Below are 14,449 nucleotides of genomic sequence, written 5' to 3' on the forward strand. Positions count from 1 at the left end.
ATTGTATAATAAAAATTCATATTTGTGTATATTTATTAATAAAATGTGCTTATTTATTCATACTCAGTGTCTTACGGCTCGTTCCATGACTGCCATTCTAATAGGTACTCCATTACTCATTTGAGGAAAAATAAAGGATTGGGCACTTTCTACAACAGCATCATCAATCTCAACATTCCGATTCACCGGTGCTGGGTGCATAATCATTGTATCCTTGGATAGTTTAGCTGCTCTTGCCTCTGTCAGACCATACAGTCCTCTGTACTCCTGAGCCGATTTCAGTATTCCTGTTGCATGACGTTCCAACTGTACACGCAACATCATCACGACATCAGATTGTAACGCCTCATCCATATTGACATATGGAGCATACGATTCAAGTTCTGGAGCCATCATACTTTCAGGTGCACAAAAGTTAACTTGAGCTCCAAATTTCTGCAATGCCCATAGATTTGAACGTGCTACGCGACTATGTCGAATATCTCCGATGATCGATACCTTCAGACCTTTTAGCTCACCAAATTTTTTGCGCATCGTATATAAATCAAGTAATGCTTGTGTAGGATGCTCGTTATTCCCATCGCCCGCATTAATCAAAGGAACCTTAACGGTCTCTGCTAACTTCTGGAGTACACCATCCGGTTTCATTCGAATGACGCCTGCATCTATTCCCATCGATTCGAGTGTTCTCACTGTGTCATAGATAGACTCTCCCTTTTCCACACTAGACGCCGCGGCTGCAAAATTCAGAACCTGTGCGCCTAAACGTTTCTCAGCCATTTCAAATGAGAATCTAGTTCTCGTACTATTTTCAAAAAACATATTAGCGACAAAATGTGAACTCAGTACTGGAATAACCTTCTCATGTTGCGATTCCCAGTATGCTGCGCGGTCTAGAATCGATTCTATTTCATTACGACTTAAATCTTTTAGACCAAGCAAACTATGATCTTTGAGGTTGGTTGCTGTCATCATGACTATCTCTCCTCTCTGTACTGTAGGATCGTTACCTCGTCTTTCCCGTCGAACTCTGTTAAAGCTACTTCTATCTCTTCTAGAATCGAAGTAGGTACGTTCTTACCTATATAGTCAGGTCGTATGGGTAATTCTCGATGTCCACGATCCGCTAGCACCGCAAGCTGAATCATCCGAGGTCGTCCGCAATCCATCAAAGCATCCATAGCTGCACGAATCGTGCGACCCGTATACAGAACATCATCGAACAATATGATCCTTTTATCATGAATACTTACATTTCCCAGGCTGTTCTTTAATTGATTCACAGCGATCTCTCCGTCTTGTGCCGTGTGGGTACGTACTTCTAACCGATCATCACGATATGATGTCACATCCAGCTCCCCACAAATAATCGGTGTTCCTTCAATTTCCTGAATTCGTTCTGCTATTCTTTTTGCTAGGTAAATCCCTCGTGTTTTAATCCCAATCAGGATACAATCTTCTATCCCTTTGTTCTTCTCTAGAATTTCATGTGCAATTCTCGTTAACGCTCTACGTATTGCTGTCTCGTCCATAATAACGTGCACTTCTTTAATCATCATGTATTGCCCCTTTTTTAATAGAATTCCTTTATATTTCCCGTGACATAATATATTTCCCGTGACATAATAAAAAACTCCTTGCCCAGTGGCAAGGAGTTTACTAGTCATTCAATTTCATTGAATGAGAGGGCACCTCATAACAGCTCGCACAAAAAAACATACGAGTGCTATGCGGTGAACCTCGGTTCACGTATCCTTGCCAGTCTCACGGGACTGAATTAAAGGTGCTTATTCATCTACAAGGATTATGACAGAACCCTATCATGATGTCAACTGAGGTCAGTCTTTATCAGCACAACAAAAAGGCACCTGCCATCGGCGAGGCCACTGAAAAAGTCCCTACTGAATTTGAGACCTATACATCTAAGGAGTCAGTTGTAGCTACGAGGAATATTTAAACTTTCGGCCGCTGTTGTCTCCATATTTCTTGAATGGTACCGCTGTTAGCGGATGAAATCCGGAGACAAAGGCGGTCGCTATCGCTCCTACAGTTTCAAATTCCCCCTTCGCTACGCTCCTATAATGTGGCCATGAGAACTCCATTTCAGGACACCCTTCCTCGATTTTCGAGGAAGGGTGTCCTGTTTGGCTGTATAATAATTGTATTAATTCTTAAAAAGGCGACCTTCCGTTCATAAATCGAACGAAAAGTCGCCTATTTTATCTTACATGTTCACTTAAGAATAAAACCTAAAGTTTTCAGTGGCCTCGCCATCACCAGGTACCTTCAACTATTTAAAATTCAAATTCAACGTCACTCAACCGACGTTTAATTTCACTAATAACTAGCTTCTCTTGTTCCTCACCATTGGCAATAAACGTTACTGAGAACCGCACAAAATGACCTGCATCATCCCATGGAACCGTAGAAATCAATTTCTCGCGAATGAGGAATTGAGAGAAATCTTCCCCAGAAGTGAATCGTTGCCCACCCTTCACTCCTTTTGGAGCCTCTACGTACAAGAAGAAGGAGCCCTTCGGTTTCTCTGCTGTGAAGCCCAATTCATTCAGAGCATCTACTAATAAATCATGACGGCGGGAATATTTAAGAGCAATATCTTCCGTAATTTCTGGACGAGCAAGTGCGTATGCTGCAGCCTTTTGGATTGCGATAAACTGACCCGAATCATTATTATCTTTCACATCACTGAAAGCTTTCACAATCAATGGGTTACCCGCAACAAATCCAATACGCCATCCTGTCATGTTATATGATTTAGACAATGAGTGTAGTTCTATGCCTACATCCTTAGCTCCTGGGATCGACAAGAAGCTAAGTGGTTTCATACCATCATAAGTCAGGGCAGCATAAGGAGCGTCATGAACAACAACGACATCAAATTTCTTAGCCCACTCTACTACATGTTCGAAGAATTCAACTGTCGCACTAGCACCTGTCGGATTATTCGGGTAGTTTAAGTACAGTAATTTAGCACGACTTGCAATGTCTTCAGGAATATCATGTAAGTTAGGTAAGAATTGATTCTCTTTCTTTAATTCAACGGTGTATACTTCCCCACCCAAATATTTAGTATGAGTACCAAGCACTGGGTAACCAGGTACCGTCATAATAGTAATATCGCCTGGATTAATAAAGCATGATGGCAACATTGCAAGAGCTGGTTTAGAACCGATCGAATGGACAATATCATGGATTGGATCGATTCCATCTACACGGAATACTTCTTTCAAGTATTTCGCAGCGGCTTCCTTAAATTCAGGAATACCATTATCCGCATATCCTCTATTCTCTGGTTTAGCAGCTTCCTCAGCTAGCTTGGCCACAATTCCAGCATCCGCCATTTCGTCTGGTTCTCCTACACCCATATCAATTAATGAGATGGCAGGGAAGTCTTTCTGAGCAGCAGCCTTGGCACGCTTAATCTTCTCAAATTTATATATAGCTGTGTCCTTACCGTAATTGGCTCCACCAATCCGGTCTGCAAAATTCAATTGAATATATGTTTCTTGATATTCATTTATACTCATTTCATTCATCTCCTAATTAGGGCAAATTCTCTCCTAAATATGAAGGAATCCATGGCTTTATGCCATGGACTAATGTTCCAATCATTTGTACTTTTAGCGGCTACGAAGACTTGTAAGTAATTCTTCCAATTCTTCTGGAATGCCTGCTTTGAACTCCAAATACTCTCCACTTGATGGATGTATGAAGCCTAATACTGCTGCATGAAGCGCCTGCCCGTTCAATTTAATGCCCTTGTTACGGCCATAGATTGGATCACCTACTAATGGATGACCTATAAACTTCATATGCACACGAATCTGATGTGTCCGTCCTGTCTCAAGTTGAAGTTCCAGCAACGTATAATCCCCTAGTCGTTCTTTCACTGTGAAATGGGTTACAGCATGCTTACTGTTCTTCTCCTTCACGGTATACATTTTACGGTCAACCGTATCTCGACCAATCGGAGCATCCACCGTTCCTTGATCGTGACTCACACTACCATGCACTAAGGCAATGTAACGACGAGTTACACTATGTTCCTTTAATTGTGCTGCAAGAGAAACGTGTGCTTTATCATTTTTGGCTGCCATAATGAGTCCTGAAGTATCTTTATCAATACGATGTACAATCCCAGGACGTAATTCTCCATTTATTCCAGATAGGTCTTTGCAATGATACATTAAAGCATTTACTAACGTTCCAGAAGAATGTCCTGGCGCTGGGTGAACGACCATTCCCCTTGGCTTATTCACTACGATTAAATCTCGATCTTCATAAACAACCTCAAGAGGGATATCCTCTGCCACAAGCTCCACTAGAGCAGGTTCAGGAACAATAACTTGAACTAGATCTCCTACAACAAGTTTGTAATTTGCTTTAACTGTATTTCCGTTAACCTTAACATGCTCACCCGTAATCCATAATTGAACTTGCGAACGGGAGACTTCTTCTTCCCAGACTTCAGTTATATATTTATCAATTCGCTCTTTAGCGAAATTCTCTTCAACTGTCCACTCACGTATTTCTAAATCTGTATTAAAGTTTTCGTCTTCGCCGGTCTTGATGTCATTCACGTTTCTTCATTTCCTTCCGTATTCGGATTAGCTGGATTTCGTTTCATATCAAACAATGAGTCCAAAATAATAAGTGCTACACCAATCACTATGCAAGAATCAGCAACATTGAAAATGGGGAATTCATAACTACCGAAATTAAATTGTAGGAAATCCACCACTTCTCCGGAAATGACACGATCAACAAAATTTCCGACTGCCCCGCCAAGTACTAGACTGAGTGCTACGGGTAACAATTTATTATTCGTTTTCATCACTTTCTTTAAGTACCAAATGATCGCGATTACCACAATAGTCGTAATAACGATAAAGAACCACCTTTGATCTTCAAGAATTCCGAAAGCTGCGCCGCGGTTGCGGTGTGATGTTATCAGAAAAAAATTGCCAATGACGGATATCTGTTCTCCTATATCCATCCGGCTGGCAATCAAATATTTAGTTCCTTGATCCACCAGAAAAGCAACAAACGCGATTATGTAGTATATCACAGTAACATGTCACTCCAATCTTATGATTTCTGCCAATTCACCATTCACTATAACATTTGCAATTAGTGAATCGAAATAACAAAGTAGTATAACTCGTTCATTGTAGCATAAGCTGTCCAAAACCGTCCATAATGGGCCAAAGCCGAGAACATTTCCCTTATGTAAAACCATGAAGATAAGCGCATTCTATAGTAAGAGATTAAAGATAAATTATGTTTCTCCCTAAGTAAGAGAAAGGAGCCTCAACATGACGCAATTATCACCTTCCCAAATTCAAGGTTTACGCCAACAGTTAGAACATGAACGTAATGACATTGCAAATCGTACCGAAGAGAACGATCACCATGGTCTTGAAGATTCGATGCGTGACTCAACCGGAGAACTATCTAATATTGATAATCATCCTGCTGACGTTGCAACTGAACTTTATTACCGTGAAATGGATATCTCCCTTTTGGAGCATGATGATCTTCAATTGGAGAGAATCGAAACTGCTTTGGCTCGGATTGACAACGGAACTTATGGTCGCTGTAGCATCTGTGACCAAGAGATTTCCTATGATCGACTAGAAGCCGTTCCCGCAACTATCTTTTGTAAGGAACACTCTCCCCGGCAACATGTCTCTGATGATCGACCTGTAGAAGAGGAATTCCTCACACCTCCTTTTGGTCGAACCAGCTTGGATGAACGGGATGACCAGAATGGATTCGATGGAGAAGATACTTGGCAAATTGTAGAACGATGGGGTACATCCAATTCACCCGCTATGGCTGAAGGAAATAATATTGAGAATTACGATGAAATGGCCATTGAAGCAGATGATGAAATAGAAGGTTGTGTAGAACCTTATGAAAGTTTTCTCGCCGCAGATATTGAAGGGAATCCCATTGGAATTGTACGTAATCGTCATTATCGCGACTATTTAGATGCGGGTGAAGGCGTTAATTCACTTGAAGATGACCCTTCTATGTAGATCAATTCAATCAACTTGAAGCTAATTATTAATGTACCTCTAAGACATTAATAGCCTAGCTCCAGTTGACGTTGTACGATACGTACAATATCAGCAATGTAATCTCCTATGATCGGTAAGTTCAGCGCTCCAAGTCCTTGTAACACATATATAATGGTTGCCGCAAAAAAAGTAAAACCGACGGCAAATCCTACACCGCGTGCACTTCCTGCCAAAATATTAAGCCAGATTAATCGCCAGGGCCGATGTAATAATTGGGTATAATCCGCAATGCGAGACTGCTCTAGTTGCTGTGATATTTTTAAAAGTAGCGTATGAGTATCTTCGTTGTCTTGCGATAAAGTAGCATCTTTACTTCCTTGCGTCATAGCTTCCGCTCCTTTTGGAACTCATGATCTAATATAACGATCTTATATTTCAAGAAGAAACGAGCCTTAACCCGTTCGGATTAGTTCATCCGATTCTCGGCTTAAGGCTCGTTTCTTTTTAGTTATTTCTATTATGTTCCAAAGGTCGTCGTATTAATCTGCAATATGGATTCCTACGGACTTCCCAGCAATCTCAACTTGTTCCATCGATTCCTTAGAACCGTACAACACTTCATTGACTAACACATTCTCACGTAGTACATGATCAAATGCTGTAATCGCTGCTTTCAACTCATCGTCAGCATGTAGCGTTAAGATTACACGCTTCTCAATCGGAAGATCGAGCTTTTTACGATAGTCTTGAACTGCACGAACAACTTCACGTACCCAGCCTTCCTGTTCTAGTTCAGGTGTAATTTCGGTATTAAGTGCTACCGTAATCCCATAACCTGAAGCTGATGCGAACCCAGACTTAGCATGCTTATCGACTAGCAATTCGTCTGCCGTAATATTCAACTCTTCTCCTTCAGGTGAAGTGACATGAAGAACGCCACTTTCCACGGCTTTACGTGTTTCTTCCGAAGACATTTCTTTGAAGTAGTTCTGAAGGAAGCCTACATTCTTACCATATTTCTTGCCGCCAACCTTCAAGTTAAGCTTCAATGTGAAGTTTACTAATCCACTATCATCGTTCTGTGTTCGAATATTCTTCACATTGATTTCTTCTTTAATAATATCCTCATACCCAGGTAGATCGAAATTACGGTCTATGGATACAATCAATTCAGACAACGGCTGGCGTGTCTTAATACCTGTCTCATTACGAACGTTACGTGCAAGTTCTACAACGCGACGTGCAGTCTCCATATCTTGTTCTAACTCCTCATCAATAAGAGATTCATTCGCCTGTGGATAGTCATCTAGATGAACACTTTCTCCACCACCAAGATTTAGATAAATATCTTCTGCTAACATCGGTGTGAATGGCGCAATAAGTTTCGCTGTTGTGATCAATACTTCTGTTAATGTACGGTATGCATCTAGTTTATCTGCAGTAAGGCCACTTCCCCAGAACCGATCACGTGAACGACGGATATACCAGTTACTAAGTTCATCAATGAAATCTTCAATGGCTTTCGCAGCATTCAAGAAATCATTTACAGCCAAGCCTTTATCAACTGTCTTGATCACACTATTCAAGCGCGAAACAATCCAACGATCAAGCTTGTGATTCGAAGGCTGGAATGGATGCTCTGCCGGATTATAACCATCAATTCCAGCATACAGCGTTAAGAATGCATGCGTATTGACCAATGTATCAACCATCTTGGATTTCGCTTCTCCTACAATCCCTTTGGAGAAACGTTTACTATTCCACGGTGCACTATCAGACAACAGTGCCCAACGGAATGCATCCGTTCCGTACTCATCAATGACTTCCCACGGATCAATAACGTTACCTTTGGACTTAGACATCTTCTGCCCTTGCTCGTCAAGAACGTGTCCTGTCGCCATAACTGCTTTATATGGAGCTTTCCCAGTCAGCATTGTGGATACAGCCAATAGACTGTAGAACCATCCACGCGTCTGATCAATTCCTTCACAGATCATATCCGCAGGGAACTGTGCCTCGAACGTCTCCTGGTTCTCAAATGGATAATGATGTTGAGCAAAAGGCATCGAACCACTATCAAACCATACATCGATCACTTCAGGCGTACGAGTCATAACATATTTACCACATGAACTACGAACCTTAACATCATCTACGTAAGGTTTATGCAATTCCAAGTTCTCAGGAACATCCCCGATAGCTCGTTCTCTAAGCTCAGCAATACTATGTGGTGCGAACTGTTCTCCCGTCTCTTGACATACCCAGATATTTAACGGCGTACCCCAATAACGATCACGACTGATGTTCCAATCCACTAGATCCTCAAGGAATTTACCAAAACGTCCTTCACGTACATGCCCAGGGAACCATTCCACATTGTTATTATTAGCGATCAATTGATCCTTGATGGCTGTTGTCTTGATAAACCAACTATCCATCGCATAATAAAGCAACGGAGCATCACAACGCCAGCAGAACGGATAACTATGTTCATATTTCTGTTTGCTATATAACATGCCACTTTCCGAGAGCATTTTGATAATATCTACATCACAATCTTTAACAAAACGTCCTGCTAAATCTGTGACTTCATCAACGTAACATCCTTGTAGATTCACAACATTCACAAAACTGATGTCATTCTCTTTACATACTCTATAGTCATCTTCACCATGAGCTGGAGCTAAGTGAACGATCCCCGTACCACTTGCATCCGTTACGAATTTTGCACCCAAAATGACATTAGATTTCTCTAATTGTGTGTACTTAAATGGTGGATCATAAGTTTTACCTACCAAATCGGACCCTTTCAACGTACCAATAACCTCATGCTCACCATTCATAACATCTTCCACTAATTTCTTAGCAACGATGTATACGCCATCTTCCTGCTTCACTCGTGCATATTCCATATCTGGATTCACTGCAAGTGCTACATGTCCAGGTAATGTCCAAGGTGTAGTTGTCCAAGCAAGTACATACTCACCACTATCATGTAACTTAAACTTAGCCGTAGCACTTAGATCTTTAACATCTTTATATCCTTGAGCCACTTCATGCGAACTAAGCGTTGTTTGGCAATCCGGACAATATGGACTTACACGATGACCACGATATAGTAGATCCTTGTCATGTACCGTAGCAAGAATGTTCCACACGCTCTCAATGTATTTGTTATCTAATGTGATGTATGGATCATCCAGATCTGTCCAATATCCAATCGCTTCCGTTAGATCGCGCCATTGCTGTTCATATACGAATACACTTTCTTTACATTTCTTGATAAAAGCTTCAACGCCGTACTCTTCGATCTCATGCTTATGCGTGATACCAAGTTGCTTCTGTACCCCAAGCTCTACTGGAAGACCGTGAGTATCCCAACCTGCCTTACGTACAACACGATATCCTTTCATCGTCTGGTAACGGCCCACGAAATCCTTGATTACACGACCCAGGACGTGACCGATATGTGGCTTACCATTGGCAGTTGGAGGGCCTTCATAAAACACAAAATTCGGCTTATCCTCCCGATTCTGCATCGATCTCGCGAATGTATTCTCATCATTCCATTTCTTCAAAATGCGAAGTTCTCTCGCACGAGCTTTCTCTTTAACGTCTACTCTGTTCATCTATGATCATTCCTTTCAAAATATATCAGGGAGTCCATCCCCCTAAGTCCCCCTTGCTAAGGGGGATTCCAAGGGCTAGCCCTCTGGACACCCAAAATTTCGTCGTAAAACATACATCGGCTGTTTTTTGTTCATTGGGAGCGTATCCTCGCTTTTTCTCCTGATCCTTTGCGATTCGCAAAGGATCAGGCACGCTCTACTTCGTTCGTAGCATACCCTCTTACACTGTAACTCAGGCGTTCGTCGCGGCACCTCATTCGTCTCTTGACCTGCACCAGCGTAACTCCTCCATCAGGGTGGAAGACCCCGAAGACGTACCCGCAGGGGCGTCGAGGTGCGGGACTTCCACTCACTCACAAGTTACTCAGGAGCGTCGCTACCACTCGTTCGTCTCTTGACCTGCACCAGCGTAACTCCTCCGCCAGGGTGGAAGACCCCGAAGACGTACCCGCAGGGGCGTCGAGGTGCGGGAATCCCACTCACTCACAAGTTACTCAGGAGCCGTCGCTACCTATTGTTCGTCGTTCGTGCAGCCCGGGCGAAGCGGGCACAGCACCCTTCACATGCAAGGTGGCCGAAGATGATCCCGAAGGGGAGTCGAGGAAGAACCGTTCCCACGAATAGCGTAACTTCCCTCCGCCTACTAACTCTCTCCACCAAACTTTCAGGTGTCCAGAGGGCAGGCCCTCTGGGGTCCCCCTTATTAAGGGGGATTTAGGGGGATCAGCACACACAAAAAAAGCCTCATCCCCAAAGGGACGAGGCTTCAGCTCGCGATACCACCCTAATTTCCGCTCATCAATAAACCACTTCATAAGCGACATCTCAAGTCCATGCTGATATTAAAGCATGGAGCCGATATAACGTTCGGCAGACCGGCTTAGCTTACACGCGTCAATGACGTTTCAGCTTCACTTCTCCGGGAGGATCTTCCACTAAAGGTCTGTACGTTGGCTTTCAGCATAATGCCAACTCTCTGAAGAACAGTTCCTTATGGTACTTATCCCATCATCAAATTCATTTCATACATTTAAGTGAAATCAGATTATGACTATAGTTATAGCTTCTTTTTCAGTAAAAGTCAACCGCCTGAAGCCTAATAAACTTCCTTTGCTTCCTCGCGACTCTCCAGTGATTCCCATCCATCCATACTAAGTAATTCCAATTGAGCTTCAACAAGCGTCCTGAAGCGAGTACGATAAATAGATGCCTGCTTCTTCAATTCTTCGACTTCCATCGAAACCTTCCGTGATTTGGATAAAGATTCATTAACAATCCGATCCGCATTCTTTTCCGCTTCTTTAATAATCAATTGGGATTCTTTTTTAGCATTATTCTTTACATCATCTGCAGCTTCTTGAGCTACAATAATGGTCTTAGAAAGAGAATCCTCAATATGAATGAAATGATCTAATCTCTCTTGAAGAGCGAATATTTGGTTATGTAATTCCTTGTTCTCCCGAATGACACCCTCGTAGTCTTTAATGACTTGATCCAAAAATTCATTCACTTCATCTTCATCATAACCGCGAATTCTGCGGGCAAATTCCTTGTTATGTATATCTAATGGTGTTAACGGCATGGCTACACCTCCTGAAATTTTCAGTTCAAAAATTGAATTCCATTATTAGACCTTGGATAACTCAATTCGACAAGAAGTATTGATTTCCTGCCATATTTACATAAATTTTCCGATTTTTACACGGTACCGCCCTTTTTTCGTCATTCCCCCTTCCTCTAAGACCTTAAATCGTCCAAAGGATTGTAGTGAAATGATATCTCCTTCTTTTAAACTCGCAGAGGGATTCTCTTCTATTTTCCAATTCACGCGACAGCGTCCAGCTTTGATGGGTACGATAATTTTACTGCGGCTTAGTCTATATACATCGGCACAAATCCCATCCAGACGCAACGAAGCGACCGTGAGATCAATAGTATTCAGAGTAACTTTACTTGTCCGCAATAATTCTAGAGGTAAAATCTCGCTCTGTACATGAATACGGTGCACTTGATCAAGCTGCATATGAAGATAAGATGCAATATCTTCCCCTACGACCGTATGGCAACCATTATCCAATACATGGATGTCACCGATCTTACTTCGCTTAATTCCTAAATTCAGAATGGCACCCATGTAATCACCATGATCAAGTTCAAGAAATTTCTGATCTCCTGAGTAAATACTTAATACTGCCATCCTCATATCTTCATCATCTAGATCACGATAATCGGGAGCGACGATTGCACGGCATCGTTCAGCTCCATCATAACCGCCATTCAAACGAATATGTACGTCAGAATGTCGATTAGCTAATGTCTGTAATATATAGGATTGCCTAGGATCCATGAAATCTGTCAGCTTCACCTCATGATATTCACCAGCATTAACAACCCATTCCCAAGCCCTGTCTACAAATTCCCGTTCATCTGGGTGAAAATGATCCTGTATATCTAATCGCATAATTAGACCTAAAAGAAAATTGAGTCGATGATAAACCGCAACCCACTTTGGATAAATTGTAGTACGAATAACGCAATAATAGGCGAAATATCAAGCATACCCATGATCGGCGGAATAAATCGGCGGAACACGGACAAATATGGTTCAACTAATTTAGCTAATAACTCACCTATGAAATTCTCACGTAAGTTAGGAAGCCATGACATTAATACATAAATAACAATCATGTAAAAGTAAATCTCGAAAAGCATAGAGATAATACTATTAACCTCAGTCAAAATTCGCTCACCTCATTCTGTTATAGTCTAGCTCTTCAGCTAGAATCTCTGAAATATTTCCTTGGATTTCCACCGTATCTGGGGTGCATAGAAATATGTTACCACCAACTTTTGAAATACTTCCACTTAAAGCATACACCGTTCCACTGACAAAATCGATAATACGCATCGCTTGATCATTACGAACACGTTGTAAATTCATTACAACCGTACGGTGAGAACGTAAATGATCGACAATATCCTGAGCTTCATCATATGAACGCGGCTCATATAATACTACTTTAACATTTTTCTGTGAGTGAATGCTAACAACGTTATTTCTTGAATTCTTACGTAGCTCTGTACTCGTTGTTGCGAACCCCTCTTCATCAGCAAGAGGCTCACGCTCTATTACCTCTTCTTCTTCTTGTAAACCCATAAAGTTCATAAAGCGATTCATAACACCCATCTTTAGCCCTCCTCTTTCCCTACTAGAATAGATCCTAAACGAACCCAGGTAGATCCTTCTTCAATCGCGACTTCGAAATCATTCGACATCCCCATTGACAATTCTGTGATAGGTTCGCGTGTAAGGGACTGACGGTTAAGGTCATCTCTCAATTCTCTTAAGGCTTGAAATATTGGCCGTGTATCCTCTGGATGACCCTCGAATGGAGCCATAGTCATTAGCCCAATAACCTTAACATGAGTGAATGCTTTTATCGTTTCAAAAAAAGAAACCACTGTCTCAGGTGATAGACCATATTTGGTGTCTTCTCCTGAAATATTAACTTGAACAAATACCTGTACTTCTATATCCAAAGCGCTCGCCTTTTTCTCTAACTCTTGAGCTAAAGAAACACGATCCAGTGAGTGGATATATTGAAACTTATCAATGACGTCTTTTACTTTATTGGTCTGAAGATGTCCTATGAAATGCCAAATTCCTTGTTCACCTAGTGCATTCCACTTCTCTTCAGCATTCTGCCAACGATTCTCACCAAGATGAAGGAGTCCTTCATTGATTACCTCAGCTGTCATCTCCAACGAGACATACTTGGTAACAGCAACAACTTGTACATCTTCTCGTGATCTTCCACTTCTTATGCAAGCATCTGTTATGCGATTCTCTACATCGTTCATTCTATCTTTTAATGTCACAATAAAAGCCCCTCACTTGATGCCGATCCAGCTAGCCATACGTCCTGTCGTTCCTCCATCTTTGCGATAAGAGAAGAACAAATCATTATGGCAACTTGTACAATATGTTGTACATTCGATATGAGTCGGCAATATTCCTGCTTTCATCATAATCTGTCGATTCATTTCTTTCAAGTTTAGCATACTTTTTCCGTCGTCTTTATTCAGATACCAAGAAACAGGATGGTTATTATTACCCATGATTTCTTTTTCTAAATCGTAAACCGATAGCATCACTTTATCATCCACTTCATAACAACATGGGCCAATAGAAGGAGCTATAGCTGTCCGGATATCATGCACATTGCTTCCATACTCTAGTATCATCTTGTCCACCATCATTGAGGCTATCTTCGATACCGTTCCTTTCCAGCCCGCATGTGCAAGCCCAACCACTTGTTTAATAGGATCATAGAAATATAAAGGAACACAATCCGCATAAAAAGAAGTCAATAGTATGCCCGGTACATTTGTGAGCAATCCATCCGTATTCTGAAATGCAGATGATCGATCTACACTTCCTCGTCCTTTATCTTCAATGTGAACGATCTCCACATGATTACTGTGAACTTGTTCACCACATGTCCATGCATGATCTGCAAAACCTATCATCTTCAATACGCTATTCCGATTATTTATTACATCTATCGAATCATCACCAACATGGAATGCACAGTTTAAACTGTCATACGGTATTTGGCTAGTTCCTCCATGTCGACCAGTAAACCCTACACTTATTTTATCGAATATTCTCCACGGTTCCAACATAAATAAAGCTGGATTCATATCTTTACGATTATTATTTATAACGAATGGTTCCATATCATTCACCTCTGATCCAGTGTATCATATATCTAG

At 41.5% G+C, this 14,449-nt stretch carries 14 protein-coding genes and 1 other annotated feature; of the genes, 1 reads left to right on the forward strand and 13 read right to left on the reverse strand.

What is annotated here, in order from left to right; all coding sequences use genetic code 11:
• Positions 1–63: 63 nt before the first annotated feature.
• The 5 genes from AC1D7X_RS02315 to lspA all read right to left on the reverse strand — a co-directional run bounded on the left by AC1D7X_RS02315 (position 64) and on the right by lspA (position 5,089).
• The gene (locus tag AC1D7X_RS02315; RefSeq protein ID WP_495474578.1) at positions 64–975 is read right to left on the reverse strand and encodes an aspartate carbamoyltransferase catalytic subunit; all 912 of its coding nucleotides are present in this window, start codon (positions 973–975) and stop codon (positions 64–66) included.
• 2 nt (positions 976–977) lie between these two features.
• Positions 978–1,556: a bifunctional pyr operon transcriptional regulator/uracil phosphoribosyltransferase PyrR gene (pyrR, locus tag AC1D7X_RS02320; RefSeq protein WP_495474628.1), complete on the reverse strand. Its 579-nt coding sequence runs from the start codon at positions 1,554–1,556 to the stop codon at positions 978–980.
• Positions 1,557–2,294: 738 nt separating this feature from the next.
• Entirely contained in the window at positions 2,295–3,548 is a 1,254-nt protein-coding gene (locus AC1D7X_RS02325) for an LL-diaminopimelate aminotransferase (RefSeq protein ID WP_495454249.1), read from the reverse strand.
• A 93-nt stretch (positions 3,549–3,641) separates the two neighbouring features.
• Positions 3,642–4,601: an RluA family pseudouridine synthase gene (locus tag AC1D7X_RS02330; RefSeq protein WP_495454248.1), complete on the reverse strand. Its 960-nt coding sequence runs from the start codon at positions 4,599–4,601 to the stop codon at positions 3,642–3,644.
• Positions 4,598–5,089, reverse strand: a complete 492-nt coding sequence (gene lspA, locus AC1D7X_RS02335; protein ID WP_495474579.1) for a signal peptidase II — start codon at positions 5,087–5,089, stop codon at positions 4,598–4,600. The genes AC1D7X_RS02330 and lspA overlap by 4 nt, the downstream gene beginning before the upstream one ends.
• Before the next feature lie 247 nt (positions 5,090–5,336).
• Here lspA and AC1D7X_RS02340 point away from each other — a divergent pair, with 247 nt between their 5' ends.
• On the forward strand, positions 5,337–6,062 hold the full coding sequence (locus tag AC1D7X_RS02340; protein ID WP_495474580.1) for a TraR/DksA C4-type zinc finger protein: 726 nt from the start codon (positions 5,337–5,339) through the stop codon (positions 6,060–6,062).
• Between the two features lie 47 nt (positions 6,063–6,109).
• Here the strand turns inward: AC1D7X_RS02340 and AC1D7X_RS02345 are convergent, their stop codons facing one another.
• The 8 genes from AC1D7X_RS02345 to pgeF form a co-directional block, all read right to left on the reverse strand.
• Positions 6,110–6,430, reverse strand: coding sequence for a DUF5665 domain-containing protein (locus tag AC1D7X_RS02345; RefSeq protein WP_495474581.1), 321 nt, complete (start codon positions 6,428–6,430; stop codon positions 6,110–6,112).
• A 153-nt stretch (positions 6,431–6,583) separates the two neighbouring features.
• On the reverse strand, positions 6,584–9,673 hold the full coding sequence (gene ileS / locus AC1D7X_RS02350; protein WP_495454244.1) for an isoleucine--tRNA ligase: 3,090 nt from the start codon (positions 9,671–9,673) through the stop codon (positions 6,584–6,586).
• Between the two features lie 751 nt (positions 9,674–10,424).
• Positions 10,425–10,694, reverse strand: a binding site (T-box leader).
• Positions 10,695–10,769: 75 nt separating this feature from the next.
• Positions 10,770–11,255, reverse strand: a complete 486-nt coding sequence (locus AC1D7X_RS02355) for a DivIVA domain-containing protein (RefSeq protein WP_495454243.1) — start codon at positions 11,253–11,255, stop codon at positions 10,770–10,772.
• A gap of 96 nt (positions 11,256–11,351) precedes the next feature.
• Positions 11,352–12,134: a YlmH family RNA-binding protein gene (locus tag AC1D7X_RS02360; RefSeq protein ID WP_495454242.1), complete on the reverse strand. Its 783-nt coding sequence runs from the start codon at positions 12,132–12,134 to the stop codon at positions 11,352–11,354.
• A gap of 8 nt (positions 12,135–12,142) precedes the next feature.
• Complete coding sequence (locus AC1D7X_RS02365; protein ID WP_495454721.1) at positions 12,143–12,415, reverse strand: YggT family protein; 273 nt, start codon at positions 12,413–12,415, stop codon at positions 12,143–12,145.
• Positions 12,416–12,419: 4 nt separating this feature from the next.
• Complete coding sequence (locus AC1D7X_RS02370; protein WP_495454241.1) at positions 12,420–12,860, reverse strand: cell division protein SepF; 441 nt, start codon at positions 12,858–12,860, stop codon at positions 12,420–12,422.
• Positions 12,861–12,862: 2 nt separating this feature from the next.
• Entirely contained in the window at positions 12,863–13,534 is a 672-nt protein-coding gene (locus AC1D7X_RS02375) for a YggS family pyridoxal phosphate-dependent enzyme (RefSeq protein WP_495454720.1), read from the reverse strand.
• 30 nt (positions 13,535–13,564) lie between these two features.
• Positions 13,565–14,413 (reverse strand): peptidoglycan editing factor PgeF, encoded by an 849-nt coding sequence (gene pgeF / locus AC1D7X_RS02380; protein WP_495454240.1) that lies wholly within the window; start codon positions 14,411–14,413, stop codon positions 13,565–13,567.
• Between the last annotated feature and the right edge of the window lie 36 nt (positions 14,414–14,449).

The organism is Paenibacillus sp. Y568 (assembly GCF_059445545.1).